The 17460-nt window shown below is 69.1% G+C and carries 21 protein-coding genes; 9 read left to right on the top strand and 12 right to left on the bottom strand.

The genetic code is table 11. The annotated features are described in order from the left end of the window. Window positions 1–18: 18 nt before the first annotated feature. Window positions 19–1188, bottom strand: a complete 1170-nt coding sequence (locus ACZ5QD_RS02260; protein WP_006896460.1) for an acyl-CoA dehydrogenase — start codon at window positions 1186–1188, stop codon at window positions 19–21. A 68-nt stretch (window positions 1189–1256) separates the two neighbouring features. Beyond that, a complete protein-coding gene (locus ACZ5QD_RS02255; RefSeq protein WP_222111032.1) occupies window positions 1257–1964 on the bottom strand; it encodes a TetR/AcrR family transcriptional regulator in 708 nt (235 codons plus the stop codon). Window positions 1965–2042: 78 nt separating this feature from the next. Between ACZ5QD_RS02255 and ACZ5QD_RS02250 the strand changes: the two genes are divergently transcribed. From ACZ5QD_RS02250 to ACZ5QD_RS02235, 4 genes are read left to right on the top strand one after another with little or no spacing between them, the layout of a single operon-like run. After that, complete coding sequence (locus ACZ5QD_RS02250; protein ID WP_222111031.1) at window positions 2043–2417, top strand: nitroreductase family deazaflavin-dependent oxidoreductase; 375 nt, start codon at window positions 2043–2045, stop codon at window positions 2415–2417. Next, window positions 2414–3232: a dienelactone hydrolase family protein gene (locus ACZ5QD_RS02245; protein WP_006896463.1), complete on the top strand. Its 819-nt coding sequence runs from the start codon at window positions 2414–2416 to the stop codon at window positions 3230–3232. The genes ACZ5QD_RS02250 and ACZ5QD_RS02245 overlap by 4 nt, the downstream gene beginning before the upstream one ends. Then, complete coding sequence (locus ACZ5QD_RS02240; protein WP_006896464.1) at window positions 3229–3927, top strand: GNAT family N-acetyltransferase; 699 nt, start codon at window positions 3229–3231, stop codon at window positions 3925–3927. Before ACZ5QD_RS02245 ends, ACZ5QD_RS02240 begins: the two co-directional genes overlap by 4 nt. A 3-nt stretch (window positions 3928–3930) precedes the next feature. Further along, complete coding sequence (locus ACZ5QD_RS02235; protein ID WP_039867471.1) at window positions 3931–4941, top strand: NAD(P)H-dependent flavin oxidoreductase; 1011 nt, start codon at window positions 3931–3933, stop codon at window positions 4939–4941. A gap of 7 nt (window positions 4942–4948) precedes the next feature. On the opposite strand, the gene purE is transcribed toward ACZ5QD_RS02235, so the two are convergent. The 6 genes from purE to ACZ5QD_RS02205 all read right to left on the bottom strand — a co-directional run bounded on the left by purE (window position 4949) and on the right by ACZ5QD_RS02205 (window position 9976). Further along, the gene (purE, locus tag ACZ5QD_RS02230; RefSeq protein ID WP_006896466.1) at window positions 4949–5470 is read right to left on the bottom strand and encodes a 5-(carboxyamino)imidazole ribonucleotide mutase; all 522 of its coding nucleotides are present in this window, start codon (window positions 5468–5470) and stop codon (window positions 4949–4951) included. Window positions 5471–5600: 130 nt separating this feature from the next. After that, the gene (locus ACZ5QD_RS02225; protein ID WP_006896467.1) at window positions 5601–6371 is read right to left on the bottom strand and encodes an ABC transporter permease; all 771 of its coding nucleotides are present in this window, start codon (window positions 6369–6371) and stop codon (window positions 5601–5603) included. Further along, complete coding sequence (locus tag ACZ5QD_RS02220; RefSeq protein WP_278126806.1) at window positions 6368–7153, bottom strand: ABC transporter ATP-binding protein; 786 nt, start codon at window positions 7151–7153, stop codon at window positions 6368–6370. Before ACZ5QD_RS02220 ends, ACZ5QD_RS02225 begins: the two co-directional genes overlap by 4 nt. Beyond that, window positions 7150–8040 (bottom strand): DUF4097 family beta strand repeat-containing protein, encoded by an 891-nt coding sequence (locus tag ACZ5QD_RS02215; protein WP_222111029.1) that lies wholly within the window; start codon window positions 8038–8040, stop codon window positions 7150–7152. Before ACZ5QD_RS02215 ends, ACZ5QD_RS02220 begins: the two co-directional genes overlap by 4 nt. Window positions 8041–8124: 84 nt before the next feature. After that, entirely contained in the window at window positions 8125–8637 is a 513-nt protein-coding gene (locus tag ACZ5QD_RS02210; RefSeq protein ID WP_341338674.1) for a histidine kinase, read from the bottom strand. Between the two features lie 106 nt (window positions 8638–8743). Next, window positions 8744–9976 carry a 5-(carboxyamino)imidazole ribonucleotide synthase gene (locus ACZ5QD_RS02205; RefSeq protein ID WP_278126801.1) on the bottom strand — a complete coding sequence of 411 codons (1233 nt, stop codon included), beginning with the start codon at window positions 9974–9976 and terminating at the stop codon, window positions 8744–8746. A 90-nt stretch (window positions 9977–10066) separates the two neighbouring features. Between ACZ5QD_RS02205 and ACZ5QD_RS02200 the strand changes: the two genes are divergently transcribed. Then, complete coding sequence (locus ACZ5QD_RS02200) at window positions 10067–10627, top strand: GtrA family protein (RefSeq protein WP_464367084.1); 561 nt, start codon at window positions 10067–10069, stop codon at window positions 10625–10627. On the opposite strand, the gene ACZ5QD_RS02195 is transcribed toward ACZ5QD_RS02200, so the two are convergent. Genes ACZ5QD_RS02195 through ACZ5QD_RS02185 form a run of 3 tightly spaced genes read right to left on the bottom strand, consistent with a single transcriptional unit; the run spans window position 10599 to window position 13241 of the window. Then, window positions 10599–12008 carry a HAMP domain-containing sensor histidine kinase gene (locus tag ACZ5QD_RS02195; RefSeq protein ID WP_464367083.1) on the bottom strand — a complete coding sequence of 470 codons (1410 nt, stop codon included), beginning with the start codon at window positions 12006–12008 and terminating at the stop codon, window positions 10599–10601. The genes ACZ5QD_RS02200 and ACZ5QD_RS02195 overlap by 29 nt on opposite strands. Window positions 12009–12015: 7 nt before the next feature. After that, window positions 12016–12708, bottom strand: a complete 693-nt coding sequence (locus tag ACZ5QD_RS02190) for a response regulator transcription factor (RefSeq protein ID WP_197078082.1) — start codon at window positions 12706–12708, stop codon at window positions 12016–12018. Beyond that, window positions 12705–13241 (bottom strand): PH domain-containing protein, encoded by a 537-nt coding sequence (locus ACZ5QD_RS02185; protein ID WP_006896475.1) that lies wholly within the window; start codon window positions 13239–13241, stop codon window positions 12705–12707. The genes ACZ5QD_RS02190 and ACZ5QD_RS02185 overlap by 4 nt, the downstream gene beginning before the upstream one ends. Before the next feature lie 112 nt (window positions 13242–13353). On the opposite strand from ACZ5QD_RS02185, the gene ACZ5QD_RS02180 reads away from it, so the two are divergent. After that, complete coding sequence (locus tag ACZ5QD_RS02180) at window positions 13354–13950, top strand: hypothetical protein (protein ID WP_006896476.1); 597 nt, start codon at window positions 13354–13356, stop codon at window positions 13948–13950. 12 nt (window positions 13951–13962) lie between these two features. Here ACZ5QD_RS02180 and ACZ5QD_RS02175 read toward each other — a convergent pair whose 3' ends face one another. After that, complete coding sequence (locus ACZ5QD_RS02175) at window positions 13963–14757, bottom strand: biotin--[acetyl-CoA-carboxylase] ligase (protein ID WP_006896477.1); 795 nt, start codon at window positions 14755–14757, stop codon at window positions 13963–13965. Window positions 14758–14891: 134 nt separating this feature from the next. On the opposite strand from ACZ5QD_RS02175, the gene ACZ5QD_RS02170 reads away from it, so the two are divergent. The 3 genes from ACZ5QD_RS02170 to ACZ5QD_RS02160 are packed head-to-tail and all read left to right on the top strand — an operon-like array spanning window position 14892 to window position 17460. After that, the gene (locus ACZ5QD_RS02170; protein ID WP_062367543.1) at window positions 14892–16517 is read left to right on the top strand and encodes an acyl-CoA carboxylase subunit beta; all 1626 of its coding nucleotides are present in this window, start codon (window positions 14892–14894) and stop codon (window positions 16515–16517) included. A gap of 29 nt (window positions 16518–16546) precedes the next feature. Further along, entirely contained in the window at window positions 16547–16786 is a 240-nt protein-coding gene (locus ACZ5QD_RS02165) for an acyl-CoA carboxylase subunit epsilon (RefSeq protein WP_006896479.1), read from the top strand. Beyond that, the gene (locus tag ACZ5QD_RS02160) at window positions 16783–17460 is read left to right on the top strand and encodes a Maf family protein (RefSeq protein ID WP_346075777.1); all 678 of its coding nucleotides are present in this window, start codon (window positions 16783–16785) and stop codon (window positions 17458–17460) included. The genes ACZ5QD_RS02165 and ACZ5QD_RS02160 overlap by 4 nt, the downstream gene beginning before the upstream one ends.

Here is a 17460-nt window from a genome sequence, read left to right as displayed (position 1 = left end):
TCGACGGTCCGGCCGGGTTCAGCCGCGCAGCAGCGCGCGGCTCATGACGACGCGCTGGATCTGGTTGGTGCCCTCGTAGATCTGGGTGATCTTGGCATCGCGCATCATGCGCTCGACCGGGAAGTCGGTGGTGTATCCCGCACCGCCGAAGAGCTGAACGGCGTCGGTCGTGACCTCCATCGCGACATCCGACGCCAGGCACTTGGACGCCGAGCTGATGAAGCCGAGGTTGCCCTCGCCGCGCTCGGCACGAGCGGCGGCGGTGTAGACCATCAGACGCGCGGCCTCCACCTTCATCGCCATGTCGGCGAGCATGAACTCGACGCCCTGGAACTGGCTGATGGTCTTGCCGAACTGCTTGCGGTCCTTGACGTACGCGATGGCCGCGTCGAGGGCGCCCTGCGCCACGCCGACGGCCTGCGCGCCGATGGTGGGACGGGTGTGATCCAGGGTGGCCAGAGCGGTCTTGAAGCCGGTGCCCTCGTCGCCGATGATCCGGTCGGAGGGAATGGTGCAGTTCTCGAAGTACAGCTCCGCGGTGGGGCTGCCCTTGATTCCGAGCTTGTGCTCCAGCGGGCCCACCGTGAAACCGGGGTCGTCCTTGTGGACCATGAACGCGGAGATGCCGTTGGCGCCCTTCTCCGGGTCGGTGACCGCCATGACGGTGTACCAGGTGGACTTGCCGCCGTTGGTGATCCAGCACTTGGAGCCGTTGAGCACCCAGCTGTCGCCGTCCTTGCGGGCGCGCGTCTTCATCGAGGCGGCGTCCGATCCGGCCTCGCGCTCCGACAGTGCGTACGACGCCATGGCCTCACCCGAGGCGATCGACGGCAGCACCTTGGCCTTGAGCTCGTCCGAGCCCGACAGGATCAGGCCCATGGTGCCGAGCTTGTTGACCGCGGGGATCAGCGACGCCGAGACGTCCACGCGCGCAACCTCTTCGATCACGATGCAGGCCGCGACCGAGTCCGCACCCTGCCCGTCGAACTGCTCGGGAACGTGCACCGCGTTGAAGCCGCTGGCCACGAGTGCGGCGCGCGCCTCCTCCGGGAAGCGAGCCTTCTCGTCGACGTCCTTGGCGTGCGGTGCGATCTCCTTCTCGGCGAGCGCGCGGATGGCCTCGCGCAGCGCCTGGTGCTCCTCCGGGAGCTGGAAGAGGTCGAAATCGGGGTTCCCGAACTTGCCCATCGTTTCTCCTTAAACCGGCGCTACGAGCCCTGTCACTCAGTGCCGTGATCGTCTTCTCGATAAGTGCATCACGGCACTGGGTGCCGCGTCAATTGCCTCCGCACCGCCTCCGCGACCTCATCGGGCGTGGTCCCGGCCGGAAAGCTGACCACCGCGACCTCGGGAGCGGAGGCCGACGACGGATCGGCGTACTCACCGACCACGCCGTAGATCGCGAGCAACTCCCGCCGCAGGGTCTCGGCGGTGGCGTTCTCGTCGCCGCGGACCATCGACCGCAACAGATAGTTGTGGGCGCCGGTCACGGCGGCGGCGAAGGCCACGATCCGCACCCGCGGCACATCCGGCAGAGCGCGGCGGAGGAACTCCTCGAACTTGCGCTGATAGCGGTAGGTGGTGACCAGCTCCCGGTCGCGCAAGGCAGGCACCCGCGCCACCACCTGATAGCGCCGGACCGCGAGATCGCGGAGCGTCGCGAAGTGCGCGAAGACGAGCTCGGCCGCGGCACACACCGCCCACCAGGGATCGGTGCCCGCCTCTTCCTCGCCTCGCAGCAAGTCGGTGACCTGTTCGAGCAGGGACTCGTGGTCGGCGAAGATGAGGTCCTCTTTGGACCGGAACTGCCGGAACAGGGTCCGGCGCGACACGCCGGCGGCGGCGGCGACCTCGTCGACCGGTGTGGCTTCGTAGCCGCGTTCGGAGAACAGGCGGATCGATTCCGCCACCACGTGCGCGGCGAACTCCGCGGGATCGGTGTGCACCTGGTCGGTCGTCGCCATGCCGACATTATCGCGCAGATCCCCTCGCCTCATGCCTCGGCCTCGCCGACCGCTCGTCGATACGGCAAGCTGGAGAACATGAAGGTTCCGCATGCCGTGGCGCTCGTCAACAAGTACGTGACCAATCCGATCCAAGGACTGTGGGCGGGACGGATCGCACCGTGGGCGATCGTCGAACACGTCGGGCGCAAGTCGAACCGCCGCTACCGCACGCCGGTCCTGGCCTTCGTCGACGCCGGCCGCATCAGCATCGCACTGAACTACGGCGCCGACTCCGACTGGGTCAAGAACGTGCTCGCCGCCGGCGAGTTCACGCTCGTCCGCAGCGGTAGGGAGCTGAAGGTGGCCGGCGTGCGGGTGATCCCGTCCGACTCCCCCGACGTCGTGAAGTCCGCTCGGATTCCGGCCAAGCTGTCCGAATCAGTGCTCTACGGCCGCCTCGTCGAAGCATGACCGACGCACTCGACGGCTTCGACCGCGCAGAGTTCACCGACGACGGCGTCACCCACCGGTACTACCGCCGCGGATCGGGCCCGGCGGTGATCGTGATCCCCGAGATCCCCGGCATCACACCGAAGGTCGCCGCCTTCGCCCGCCGGGTCAGCGACGCGGGCTGCACGGTGTACGTCCCCTCGCTGTTCGGCGTCGACGGTGCCGATCCGTTCCCCGGCGGTGTGACCGGACCGGCCCGGACCGGTGCGCTGATGGCCCGAGCGCTCGGCCGGGTATGCGTCAGCCGGGAGTTCACCGTCTTCGCCACGGGGCGGTCGTCGCCGGTGGTGTCCTGGCTGCGTGCCCTCGCGCGACGGGCCCACGCCGAGTGCGGCGGCCCCGGCGTGGGCGCCGTCGGCATGTGCGTCACCGGCGGCTTCGCACTCGCGATGGCGGTCGACGACACCATGCTGGCGCCCGTGCTGTCGCAGCCCTCGCTGCCGGTGGGCCTCACGCCCGCACGGCGCAGGACCATCGACATCTCGCCCGGCGATCTGGAGACCGTTAAGGTCCGCTGCGCGCGGGGACTGCAGGTGATGGGTGCCCGGTTCGAGGGCGACCGGCTGGTCCCGGGCAGCCGCTTCGATTTTCTGCGAGAACAGCTCGGCGACGCCTTCATCGGCGTCGACCTGCCCGACGACGCCGCTGCCCCGGACGCGTTGATTCCGCCGCACTCGGTGCTCACCGAGCACCTGATCGACCAACCCGGACAGCCGACGCACGACACGCTCGAGGCGGTCATCGCGTTCTTCCGCCGGAAGCTGGAAGTCGAATGACGGGCACCGTCGATCTGACGCCGCTCGACGATCCGTTCACCTGCGCTCTGACCGGGCGGCAGGAGCGGTTCGCCCGGCGGCGCGGCCGCATCAGTGCGTTCGAGCCGGAGGTCTCGGTGTTCTTCGGTCATCCGCGCGAGATGACCGACGCCGACTGGGTCGACATGGCAGCGCTGGCCGGACCCGGGAACACCGTCGGCCTGCGCGACTGCCGGACCCCGGCGCCCCCGGGTTGGCGGCACGTCGAGACCTTCGATCTGGTGCAGTACTCCGGTGAGGACACCGAACGGCGACCCGACCCGGAACTCGTCCGGCTCGGCCCGCCGGACGTGGCCGAGATGACCGAGCTGGTGACACTGACCAAGCCCGGGCCCTTTCTCCCGCGCACCGTCGAGATGGGCGTCTACCTCGGCTACCGGGACGGCGACGGCCGGCTGCTCGCCATGGCGGGTCAGCGGCTGCGGCTTCCCGGCTGGGTGGAGATCAGCGCGGTGTGCACCCATCCGGAGGCACGCGGACGCGGACTGGCACGCAGACTCGTCGCCGCGGTGGCTCAGGTCATCGTCGACGACGGCGACCTGCCCTTTCTGCACACGACGGCGGAGAATCCGGCGCGCAGCCTGTACGAGGCGATGGGATTCGTCCTGCGCAGCGAGGTGAGCCTGGAGATCGTCCGGGTTCCGAAAGGAGAGTGAATGATGTTCGATCTCGGTCTGCTCGGCGTTCCGATCGCGGGCGCTCCGATGGCCGGAGGCACGTCGACGCCGGAACTCACCGCAGCCGTCTCCGGCGCGGGTGGTCTCGGCTTCTACGGTGGCGCCTATCTCACGCCCGAACGACTCCGTGAGGACATCCGCGCGATCGCCGCGCTGACCGATGCGCCGTTCGGCGTCAATCTGTTCGTGCCCGAGGAGATCCCGTTCGACGAAGCGGCCTTCGCCGAGTACCGCGACCGGCTCGCCCCGCTCGCCGAGCGGCTGGGCGCACCGCTGCCCGAGCACGTTCCGTTCACCGACGACCACTTCGACGCCAAGGTCCAGGTGCTGATCGACGAGCGCGTGCCCGTCGCCTCGTTCACCTTCGGCTGTCCCGACGCCGCCACGGTGGCACGACTGCACGCCGCGGAGGTCTTCGTGGTCGGGACCGTCACCTGTGTCGACGAGGCGCTGATCGCGCGAGAGTCCGGAGTGGACGCGCTCTGCGCCCAGGGCGTGTCGGCGGGCGGACACCGCGGCACGTTCGGCATCCTCGACGCCGACCCGGGCATCGACACGCTGCCCCTCCTCACCGGTGTTGCTGACGCGGCGGGCCTGCCGGTGATCGCTGCGGGCGGCGTCGCCTCCCGCGACGACGCGATCGCACTGCTCGAGGCGGGCGCCGCCGCCGTGCAGGTGGGGACGCTTCTGCTCCGCTGCCCCGAGGCCGGCACCAAACAGGCGCACCGGGACGCCCTCGCCGACCCGCGCTTCACCGAGACCGTCACCACCCGGGCGTACTCGGGCCGCTTGGCGCGTGGCCTGGTGAACGAGTTCATCGCCGCCTACAGTGATGCGGCACCGCCGGTGTATCCCCAGGTCAACACTCTCACCGGCGGTATACGCCGGGCCGGTTCCACCGACCCGGACGTCATCAATCTCTGGGCCGGGACCGGCTTCCGGGCTGCTCAGGCGGTCCCGGCGGCCGACGTGGTGGCCGCATTGAGCCCGTAGCGGTCGGTCAGCCGTCGAGCAGGGTCCTGCGCAGCTTCTCGTCCTTCTCGAGGACCATCTCCTCCAGTCCGGCTTGGAACTTCGCCATCGCACTCTGAACGGCCGGATCGGAGGCTCCGAGGATGCGTGCGGCCAGCAGACCCGCGTTCCGGGCGCCGCCGATCGACACCGTCGCGACCGGCACGCCGGCCGGCATCTGCACGATCGACAGCAGTGAGTCCATCCCGTCGAGGTACTTCAGGGGAACGGGCACCCCGATCACCGGTAGCGGTGTGGCCGCCGCGACCATGCCCGGCAGATGAGCGGCGCCACCGGCACCGGCGATGATCACCGAGATACCGCGTCCCGCGGCGTTCTTCGCGTAGTCGAGCATCCGCTGGGGGGTGCGGTGCGCCGAGACCACGCCGACCTCGAACGGTATGCCGAACTCGGCGAGCGCCTCCGCCGCGGCCTGCATCGTCGGCCAGTCGGAGTCACTGCCCATGATGAGGCCGACGAGGGGTGCGGGCACGGTGGCGGGTGCGGTCATCGACGTCTCCAAGGTTCTCGGGGGCTGATTCTCAACAGCGTAGGCGAGGCAACCGTGCGCGGTGACGCCGGCTGTCGTCCCCGACACGGTGTGAAAGCGGCTCGAAGGCCGGCGGCCGGCGTCTTCGCGATCACCGGATCTTGCGGCGGTAGAGGCGAATCGCCGCCGCGTAGGCGATGGCGCCGATCCCGATGCACCACGCGAGCGCGGCCACGAGGTCGGCGGTGGCGACGGGCTGCTCGCCGAGCAGCGCGGAGACGGTGTCGACGATGGAGGTCACCGGCTGGTGCTCGGCGAAGACCCGCACCGGGGTGGGCATGGTGTCGGTCGGGACGAACGCGGAGCTGACGAAGGGCAGGAAGATGAGCGGGTACGAGAACCCGGTCGCACCGTCGACGGTCTTGGCGGCCAGTCCCGCGACGACCGCGATCCACGTCAACGACAGCGTGAAGAGGGCGAGGATGCCGGCGACTGCGAGCCAGGCGAGCGGTCCCGCGGACGATCGGAAACCCATCGCCAGTCCGACCGCGATGATGATGACCACCGTGACCGCGTTCGCCGCCATCGAGGTGAGGACGTGGGCCCAGAGGACGGCGGCGCGAGCGATCGGCATCGATCCGAAGCGCTCGAACAGCCCGCTCTGAAGGTCGTTGAACAGGCGCAGTGCCGTGTACGCGACGCCCGAGGCGATGGCCATCAGCAGGATTCCGGGAAGCAGGTAGTCGACGTAACTCGCAGTTCCGGTGCTCGCCTTGATGGCTCCGCCGAAGACGTAGACGAACAGGAGCATCATGGCGATCGGGGTGAGCGCGGTGGTGACGATGGTGTCGACACTGCGCGTGACGTGCTTGAGCGAGCGACCCAGGAGGGCGCCGGTGTCGCTGAGGACGTGTGTGGTCATGACCGGCCTTCGTTCTCGGTGCGGTGTCTGGTGAGCGCGAGGAAGATCTCCTCGAGGGTGGGCTGCTTCTCGACGTATTCGACCTTGGTCGGCGGAAGCAGTCGCTTCAGTTCGGCGAGTGTGCCGTTCGCGATGATCCGGCCGTCGTGCAGCACGGCGGTGCGGTCGGCGTGTTGTTCGGCCTCCTCGAGATACTGGGTGGTCAGGAGGATCGCGGTGCCGCGGCCGGCGAGTTCGCGGACGGTGTCCCACACGTCGATGCGGGCTTCGGGGTCCAGTCCGGTGGTCGGTTCGTCCAGGAAGATGACGGACGGATCACCGATCAGGCTCATGGCGATGTCGAGACGACGCCTCATGCCGCCCGAGTACGTGGCGACGGCGCGTCCGCCGGCGTCGGTGAGCCGGAAGCGCTCGAGCAGGCCGTCCGCGACGGCGCCGGGGCCGTGCTCGTGGCGCAGGCGGGCGATGAGCATCAGGTTCTCGCGGCCGGTCAGTACCTCGTCGACGGCGGCGAACTGACCCGTCAGGCTGATCGACCGGCGAACCTCGAGGGGCTCGGTCGCGAGGTCGTGGCCGCCGACGACGGCGGTGCCTGCGTCGGGCCGCGTCAACGTCGAGAGGATGCGGACGAGCGTCGTCTTGCCTGCACCGTTAGCGCCCAGGAGTGCGACGACGCTGCCCGCCTCGACGTCGAGGTCGACCCCGCGCAGCACAGAACGGCCGTCATAGGACTTCTCGATTCCGCGGATCCTGATCGCGGGCGGAGCGATGGTCGTGGTCATGACCGTGTTCCTTCGTCTTCGACTGAGCGAGCGCTGTCTGAAACCGAGTGGGCGCGCCGAATCTCGATGTCGCCGTACAACGTTCGCGCGCGAATGGACACATGCTCACCGGTCGACGGGACGGTGGAACCGTCGAGACGGTTGCGCAGCTGTCCTTGAGTGGACGAGAGGTCGAGCCAGGCGGGAACCCCGTCGGCGACGCCGACGACGATCGTCCCGAAGCTGCTCTCCAGGTCGAGAGCGCCGCCGCGCGCCTCACCGACGGTGACGCTTCCGTACGCGGTGCGCGCGGTGACCGACGACGCCGAACCGTCGATGTGCAGGTCGCCGTACGAGAGAGTGGCTTCGACGGCGGCGTGCGCCGTGCCGAGGTGGACGCTGCCGTACGACGACTTCAGTGCGGCGTCGCCGGCGACGGTGCCGATCCGGATCTGCCCGTGCCCCGCGACGACCTCGGCCGACCCGTCGACCGTGCCGACGGTGGCGTTGCCGTACGCGGCGTGCAGCCACAGGTCGCCGGTGGCGTCGAGGTCGACGGCACCGACGGACGCCTTCACCCGGGTCGCGGCCAGCCTGCCGGTGGCGCGGACACCTCCCGTGGAGCATTCGGCGGTGAATCGCGAGCCCTCCGGGAGTTCGACCGTGATGTCCACCGACTCGGAGGGGCCGAGGAAGCGGAACCTGGGACGCGGTCCGAGGACGGTGATTCGGCGGCCGTCGAACTCGACGGTGGTCGCTGCCGCACCGCGCTGATCGGCGGGTTTGTCCGGGTTACTGGGCGATACGGTCACGACGGCGTCGGTGCGGTCGCTCGCGATGACGTCGATGTGGCCGAGCGGCAGGTTCACGGCGAGATCGACGGGTTCTGGGGTGCGGTAGGTGGGCATGGGAGAGCCTTCCGGAGAGTGCAGTCGACCGACCCCGTGGTCGAGACGGGGTGATGGGATCGTTCGCGAAGGTGTGGAGAGTGGTCAGCGCGCCCAGCCGGCGAAGTCGCCGCCGGTGCGCAACGCGCGCTGCACGGATCGTCGCCGCCGCGGATTCAGGGCTGAGGCGACGGCGCGCACCAGCCAGGTGTTGACCGAGACGCCCTCGGCGGCCGCGGCTTCGTCCACCTGCGCCTTGAGGACATCCGGGAGTCGCAGTGTGGTGCGTGAGGTGGTGGTGTCGTCGAAGTCGACGCCGATCGCGGACTCCGAGTCGGCATCGTCGGTGGTGCGCGGCGTTGCGACTACGAAGTCCACCTCGCGCCCGCGCAGGCGGAGGTCGACCGACCCGGGAACCAGGTCACGAGTGATCTCGCCGGCCGCCGCGGACAGGACATCGAGCAGGGCGAGTCGGATGGTGGCGTCCATACTGTTCGCGAGACGCTCCGCGGCGGCGCGGACGTCGTCGACCCCGTTGTCAGCGGCGTCGGAGAGGTCACGTTCCGCCGCGGCTCCGAACCGGCGCTGAAGGTCGTCGACGTACTGATCGAGGTCCATGACATCAATCATGACACCACGATGGTGTCAATTCAACCCCGTGGCGGCTTCACACCCTCGTTCACGCACCGAGACCGCAGCGTCACGATGGTGTCACCACGTCCGACTAGCCCGCGTGCGGATCCCAGCCGTCGGTCCACACGGCCGCGCTCATCCACTGGGCGGCGCGCTCGGCCCGTTCGCGGACGTCGTCGACGCCCTCACCCGGACGTCCTACGACATTGACGTGTCCGATCTTGCGATCGGGCCGCTCGCCCTTCCCGTACAGATGGACCTTGGCCTCGGGCATCCGGGCGAACAGATGATGCAGGCGCTCGTCCATCGACATCTGCGGAGCCTCCGGCGCCCCCAGGATGTTGGCCATCACGATCACGTCGGCGCGCGCCGCGGTATCGCCGAGCGGATAGTCGAGAACCGCGCGCAGATGCTGTTCGAACTGCGAGGTGACGGCGCCGTCCATGGTCCAGTGACCGCTGTTGTGCGGGCGCATCGCGAGCTCGTTGACCACCAGTTCGCCGTCCGTCGTCTCGAACAGCTCCATCGCCATGGCGCCCACCACGCCCAGTTCCTCGGCCAGCGTGAGCGACATCTGCTGCGCCTGCTGAGCGACATCGGCGTCCAGGCCCGGAGCCGGAGCCAGAACGACGGCGCACTGGCCGTTGCGCTGGACGGTTTCGACGACCGGCCACGCGGCGCCCTGTCCGTACGGCGACCGTGCCACCATCGCCGACAGCTCGCGCACCATCGCCACCTTCTGCTCCGCCATGAGCACGGTGTCGCCCGAGGAGGTGTCGTCGAAGACGCGCAACGCTTCGTCGCGGTTGTCGGTGAGCCACACTCCGCGACCGTCGTAACCGCCTCGGACCGCCTTCAGAACCACCTGCCAGTCGTGGGACTCGCCGAAGGCGATCAGCGCGGAGCGCGCCGCGCCGACCTCGCCCGACAGGTCGACGAAGTCGGGAACCGGGAGGCCCAGTTCCGACAGTTTGGTCCGCATGGCCAGCTTGTCCTGTGCGAAGTGCAGCGCCTTCGACGGCGGGCGCACCGCGACGCCCTCGGCCTCGAGCGCTTCGAGGTGAGCGAGCGGAACTCCCTCGTGATCGAAGGTGAGCGCGACCGCCCCTTCGGCGGCGGCGCGGAGGGCGTCGAGATCATCGTGCGAGCCGAGCACCACGTTCGCGCTCACCTGCGCGGCCGGCTCGTCGGCGCTGCCCGCCAGAACCCGCAGGCACTGACCGAGGGCGATGGCCGACTGATGGGTCATTCGGGCCAACTGACCACCGCCGATCATGGTCACGGTGGGCATGCCGCTGGAACGTCGGTCTGGGCTGGAAGTCACCGTTCAATGTTGTCATGCCCGGCCGCGGACACGCGCACCCCGGCCGGTCGGTGACAATTCGGCGGGCCAGATTACGTACACTCGAACCTTGTGCCGACAATTGACGGGGCAGTGAAGCGACTGCCGGAGCCCGTGCGACGGCTGGTGCTCAAGCACAGCGAACTGATCAAGTTCGCGATCGTCGGCGGCACCACATTCGTGGTCGACATGGCGGTCTACTACGCACTCGCCCTCAGCGTTCTCGAACCGAAGCCGACGGTGGCCAAGGTGATCTCCGGCGTGGTCGCCACGATCCTGAGCTATGTCCTCAACCGCGAGTGGGCGTTCAAGAACCGCGGCGGACGCGAGAAGCACCACGAGGCGCTCCTGTTCTTCGCCATCAGCGGCATCGCCGTCCTGATCGCCGCCGCGCCGATCTGGATCGCGAACAACGTCTTCAACATGCGCGAGAACCTGGTCGGCCTCGAACTCGCGATCTTCGACTTCCTGCTCGCCTTCGTGATCGGCAACCTGCTCCAGATGGTCTTCCGGTTCTGGGCGCTGCGGCGGTTCGCCTTCCCCGACGAGCAGCCGCGCGGCGGCGAAGGCGGATCCACCGACGTCAACCCCACGTCCGAGGAACTCAGCGATGAGGAACTCGGACATGCGTGAGCGTCGACCCGTCGCCGCCTGTCCCGTCGCCATCTGCCCCACCGCCGTCCGCACCGGCACCGCCGCCGGCGTCTGACTCCTCGCCGTAGGACGCACCGCTCGCCGGATGCAGCGGCGCCACCACCGCGAACACCGCGGGCCGCCGCGACACCAGATCGAGCCGACCGCCGTCGGCCTCCACCAGGGCGCGGGCCAGTGACAGACCCAGCCCGTTCCGTCCCCCGCCCGACACACCCCGGCGGAACATCTCCGGTACCACCTCGTCGGGCACGCCGGCGCCGGCGTCCGACACCGTGACGCGGACCATCTCGCGCGATGTCAGCACCCCGACCCGGACGACGCACTCCCCGCCCCCGTGGACCAGTGCGTTGTCGACGAGCACGCTCAGCGCCTCGCGGAGGCGGCCCGGACGACCGTAGGTGTGCGGGACCGGTTCGTCGACCGCCATCCGCACCGACCGCCCGGCCGCTCGATACGCGGGCTCGAAATCGCGCACCAGGGTTTGAACGACCGACGTGACGTCGATCGCGACCCGCGCCTTGGGATCCGCACGCGAGGCCGCGATCATCTCGTCCAGTTCGTCGGCGAGCCGTTCCACCTGCGCCAGTCCCGCCTCGGCCTCGGCGACCACTGCCGGATCGCGGTGCAGGGTCAACTCGTCGAGCCGCAGCCCGATCGCGGTGAGCCGGCTGCGCAGCTGGTGGGAGACGTCCCCGATGATCTCGCCCTCGCGCTCGAGCCGCAGGACGATCTCGTCATTGGCGTCAGCCAGCGCCGCCGAGACCCGATCGAGCTCATCGATGCCGTATGCAGGCCAGTCGGAGGAGAAGTCGCCCCGACCCATCGCGGCGGCGCGGCGCGCGACGTCCGACAGCGGCTCCGACAGCCGCCGCGCCGTGAGGACGGCCACCACCGCACCGCCGACGACGGCGACCAGGATCGCCAGCAGCAGGGTCAGCACCGCCAGCAACTGGGTCGGACGGACGTCCTCCTGCGGTATCGCGAGCGTCAGGTCCACGTCGCGGCCGAGATTGACCGACTCCGAAACCGCCGCGCCGTCGAAGACATGGCCGATCTGGCGGATCCCGCGCTGGTAGCCGCCGGGCGCGTCCCGATCGCGAACGCGATAGGTGAGCGTGAGGCGACCGTTCGGCGGCACCAGCAGACGGAACTGTTCGAGATCCAGATCGTGCGGGGATACGGCGCGGCCGGCGGCCTCCTCCGCGAGCACGTGCTCGCTCATGCGTTTGAGCCGCTCGGAGAGGTCCTGGTGAGCGGAGGTGGAGAACCAGTCCCAGGTGATGATGGTCATCGGCACGCCGAACATCACGCCCATCGCCACGAGGGACGCGATCATCATCTTCAGGATTCGACGACGCACACGGCTCCTACGGGTCGAACCGGAAGCCGACACCGCGCACGGTCACGATGTGTCTGCGATTCTTGGGACGGTCGTCGCCGATCTTCCGCCGGATCCAGGAGATGTGCATGTCGAGCGTCTTCGACGACCGCAGATCCGTCGACCCCCACACCGCGTCCATGATCTCGTCGCGCGACACCACTTCGCCCGACCGCTCCATCAGGAAGCGGAGCAGATCGAACTCCCGGTTCGCCAGCGTCAGATCCTCGCCGTCCACCACCACGCGCCGAGCCCGCGGGTCGAGCTGGATGTCGCCGCTGTCGAGGATCTCCTCCCCCTCCACGGCCGTGACGCTGCGCCGCATCAGCGCGCGCACGCGCGCGAGCAACTCGGCCAGGCGGAAGGGCTTGCCGACGTAGTCGTCGGCGCCCGCATCGAGACCGACGACGAAGTCCACCTCGTCCGTGCGAGCGGTCAGCATCAGCACGGGCAGTTGCGGCAGTTCGGAGCGGATCCGGCGGCACACCTCCAGACCGTCCATCCCGGGCAGGCCGAGATCGAGGATGAGCAGTCCGTAGTCGCCGCTGCGCACCTTCTCCAGCGCCTCGGGACCGGTGGCCGCGATCTCGCAGTCGTTGCCCTCCCGGCTCAGCGCTCGGGCCAGCGGCTCGGCGATGGCCGCGTCGTCCTCGGCCAGGAGCACCGCTCGCGACCTCATCATCGGCGCCACTCGTCGACGCGGCCCGTCAGCGCGTCGTCGTCCTCGTCGAGCAGCTCCTGGTAGAGCTGAGCGTGCACCGCCTCCACCTGCGGGATGTCATGGAAGGCGAGCGGCTCGTCGGATGCCGATTCGATCACCAGAGTGCCGGTGCGGAGGATCCGGTCGATCACCCCGTGCCGGAACTCGACGGTGTTGATCCTGCGGATCGGAATGTCGATTCCGGACCTGGTCAGGACGCCGCTGCGGTAGATGACCCGACGGTCGGTGACGACGAAATGAGTGGTCTTCCACGAGATCAGCGGCCGGATGAGGAACCACGCCACGGCCGCCGCCCAGATCGCGACGACGACGGCGGTGACCCACAACGCGGCCCGGTCGGCCATTGCGGACGTCTGGGCGTAACCGACCGCGACTCCCGCGGCAGCGGTCACCGCCCAGAAGATCAGCACCGGCACCAGCAGGCTCTTCCAGTGCGGATGCCGGTGTATGACCACCACCTCGCCGGGCGCAAGGTTCTCGCGCGGGTAACCCATGGCGTTTCACCTTAGTGCCGGATTCTTAGGAGGGCCTGATATCGGCGCTACACTGGGGCGGATCTGGCCTCACGACCGCAGCGATACCGAGCAGCAACAACAGGCAAGGACCATGACGTACAACGATCCGCGCGACCCGAACCACCGTCCGCCTCAGCCGCCGGCGACGCGTGCCTACAGCCGGCCGAACGATTACGGGCAGTACACCGAGGCCGGCGACTACGGCCAGACCGGGTACGACGCCCAGTACAGTCAGCCGCCCGCCACACCCCGCCGCCGCGGCCCGGACATCGACCCGCTGATGTTCTGCGGAGGCGTTCTGATGACCGGAGTGGTCACGGGGCTGGCCGCTTGGCTCGCCGCCTGGGTGATCCGCGCCGTCACCCAGAAGATCAACGAGTCGGGCCGGTTCGGCATCTGGAATCCGCTCGCACAGGACGAGGTGTGGTTCGCCGTCACCGGGTTCGTCGCCGCGATCGTCGCCGGCGCCCTGTGGTACCTGCTGCAGGTGGGTACGCCTGCGCCCAATCAGTTCTACCGATGGATCGTCGGGCTGCTGATCGCCGCCGCGGTGATCCTTCCGCTGCTGCTGTCGGAGCAGATCTCGTCCGGCATCGGCACCGCGGTGCTGCACCTGATCATCGGCTTGCCGGTGCTGACGCTGATCCCGACGATGGGCCGCGCCAGCAGCGACCGCAAACGCAGCTAGAGGTGTCCGGCGCTAGTCGACGGGCCGCAGATGCGTGACGTCGCCCGCCGACGCCGTGACCGGACCGTCCGGACCGTCGACGATCACCCGCCCCTCGTCGTCGATGTCGGTGGCGATACCGACCACCTCGACGTCGCCGGGCAGGATCAGCCGGACCCGTGACCCCAGGGTGGCGCTGACGCTGCGATAGTTCCCGGCGAGGACGTCGATGCGGTCGGGCCAGTCCGCGAGCCGCTCGGACAACGCCCGCAGATACGCGGCCGCGACTCGGGTCTGGTCCACCGGCGCGTCGGCGAGGCCACTGATCGAGGCCGCCGTGTCGGGCGCCGACCCGGCGGGCAGATCCAGGTTCAGTCCGGTGCCGATCACCGCCACGCCCCCGCCGTCGCCGGTGAGCCGGAACTCCGAAAGGATGCCCGACAGCTTGCCGCCACCGGGTGCGAGGACATCGTTGGGCCACTTGAGCTCGAGACCGGTTCCGGTGAGTGCGGAGACGGCGTCGTGGACGGCGAGGCCGGTGAGCAACGACAACCAGCCGAGGCTGCGAATCGCATCGGCGTCGACCGCGATGGCAGCCGAGACGGCGAGTTGTCCGGGCGGTGTCTCCCATACCCGCGCATGCCTGCCGCGGCCCGAGGTCTGCCGCGCGGCGATCAAAACAATGCCGTCGACGTCTTCCCCGGCATCGATTCGCGCAATCAGATCGGCATTGGTCGAGCCGGTCTCGGCGATCACCTCCACGGCGCGCCACCGCGTGTCCGACAGCTGTTCGGCGAGGATTTCCTGATCGGGCACGTCGTTGCTCATGTACGAGCACTTTACGGGCCCGCGAGTGAATACACTCACAGCACCGCTTCCGCAGTGATCTCGAATGTGAGGATATTCTCACATTATCGGCGCGGTTGACCTCGCATAGGTGTCGGTCGTTAGCATCGGATCCCATGACGACTGCTTCACGCGACGACGGCGCTGCGCCGGACATCCACACCACGGCGGGCAAGCTCGCCGATCTGCGCAACCGCCTCGCCGAGGCCGAGTTCCCGGTCGGCGAAGCCGCTGCGGAGAAGGTTCACGCCAAGGGCAAACTCACCGCACGCGAGCGCATCACCCACCTTCTCGACGAGGGTTCGTTCGTCGAACTCGACGCGCTGGCGCGTCACCGGTCCACCAACTTCGGGCTCGCCGAGCGGCGCCCGATGGGCGACGGTGTCGTCACCGGCTACGGCACCGTCGACGGCCGCGAGGTGTGCGTGTTCAGCCAGGACGCCGCGGTCTTCGGCGGCAGCCTGGGCGAGGTGTACGGCGAGAAGATCGTCAAGGTCATGGACCTGGCGATCAAGACCGGCCGCCCCCTGATCGGCATCAACGAGGGTGCGGGCGCCCGCATCCAGGAGGGCGTGGTCTCCCTCGCCCTGTACGGCGAGATCTTCGGCCGCAACGTCCGCGCCTCCGGCGTCATCCCCCAGATCTCGCTGATCATGGGCCCGAACGCCGGTGGCCACGTGTACTCCCCCGCTCTCACCGACTTCGTGGTCATGGTCGACCAGACCAGCCAGATGTTCGTGACCGGTCCCGACGTCATCAAGACCGTCACCGGTGAGGACGTCACTCAGGAGGACCTGGGCGGCGCGCACACGCACATGACCAAGTCGGGCGTCGCCCATTACGTCGGCCAGGACGAGGAAGACGCCCTCGACTACGTCAAGGAACTGCTGGGTTACCTGCCGAGCAACTGCCGCGCCGAGGCCCCGCGCCTGCCCGCACCGGAGCGCGTCGGCGCCATCGAGGACAATCTCACCGAGGACGATCTCGCGCTCGACACGATCATCCCCGACTCGCCCAACCAGCCGTACGACATGCACAACGTCATCCGGAACATCCTCGACGACGAGGAGTTCCTGGAGGTGCAGGCCGAGCGTGCGATGAACGTCATCGTCGGCTTCGGACGGGTGGACGGCCGCAGCGTCGGCATCGTCGCGAACCAGCCGACCCAGTTCGCCGGCTGTCTCGACATCGACGCCTCGGAGAAGGCGGCGCGCTTCGTGCGCACCTGCGACGCCTTCAACGTTCCGATCGTCACCCTGGTCGACGTCCCCGGCTTCCTGCCCGGCACCGAGCAGGAGTACAACGGCATCATCCGCCGCGGCGCCAAGTTGCTCTACGCCTACGGCGAGGCGACGGTCGGCAAGATCACCGTCATCACCCGCAAGGCCTACGGCGGCGCGTACGACGTCATGGGCTCCAAGCACATGGGCGCCGACGTGAACCTGGCCTGGCCGACCGCTCAGATCGCGGTCATGGGCGCCTCGGGCGCGGTGGGCTTCGTCTACCGCAACCGCCTCAAGGAGGCGCAGGCGAACGGCGAGGACGTCGACGCACTGCGCCTGGAACTGCAGCAGGAGTACGAGGACACCCTGGTGAACCCGTACGTCGCGGCTGAGCGCGGCTATGTCGACGCGGTGATCCCGCCGAGCCACACCCGGGGCCAGATCGCGAATGCCCTGAAGCTGCTGGAGCGCAAGATGGTGCAGCTGCCGCCGAAGAAGCACGGCAACATCCCGCTGTAGTCCGCTCCCCGATCCAGAAAGGCGACGACATGAGTGACGACGTCACCTCGGCGGGCAGCCAAGAGCAGCCCGCCCGCCCGTTCCTGACCATCGTCGACGGCAAGCCGACCGACGCGGAACTGGCCGCCCTGGTCGGTGTCTTCGCCGCGGCGAGCGGCGGCACCGCCGACACCGGACCGCAGATCCGGAACGACTGGGGCCGCCCCGTCGACATGTTCCGGGTGAACTGGGGCCAGCCCGGCAGCTTCACCAACCGCGGCGGCTGGTGAGCCCCGCACACCGTTCCACCGCGACGACCGTCGTCCTCGGTTCGGCCTCGCCCGCACGCCTGCGCGTGCTGCGAGACGCCGGACTGCGGCCGGCGGTCGTCGTGTCAGACGTGGACGAGGACGCCCTGCTCGACGAGCTGGCGGGCGCCCCGCCCGCGCAGATCGTCACCCGGCTGGCCGAGGCGAAGGCCGACGCGGTGGTCGCCGCCGTCCTCGGTGACGGCGCACCGCAGGCGGCGGGTGCGGCGACCGACGGCGTGGTCGTGACCTGCGATTCGATGCTGCTCACCGGCGGGTCGCTCGCGGGCAAACCGCACACTGCGGCGGCCGCCGCCGAGCGGTGGAGACGGATGCGCGGGACCACCGGTCATCTCATCACCGGACACTGCGTGCGGCGCCTGCGTGACGGCGAGGTCGTCGCGTCCGCCAGTCACAGTCAGTCGACGGCGATATTCTTCTCCGACGTCTCCGACGAGGTCATCGAACGCTACGCGGCGACCGGCGAGCCGCTCGAGGTCGCGGGCGCGTTCACTCTCGACGGGATCGGCGGCTGGCTGATCGACGGCATCGACGGCGACCCGTCGTCGGTGATCGGCATCAGCCTGCCGCTGGTCCGGCGCCTGCTGACGCAGGTCGGCGTCGACGTCGCCGACCTGTGGTCCGCCGAGCGCTGA

This window comes from Gordonia sp. J1A, assembly GCF_055393515.1.
This window is presented reverse-complemented; position numbering and strand designations above follow the sequence as displayed.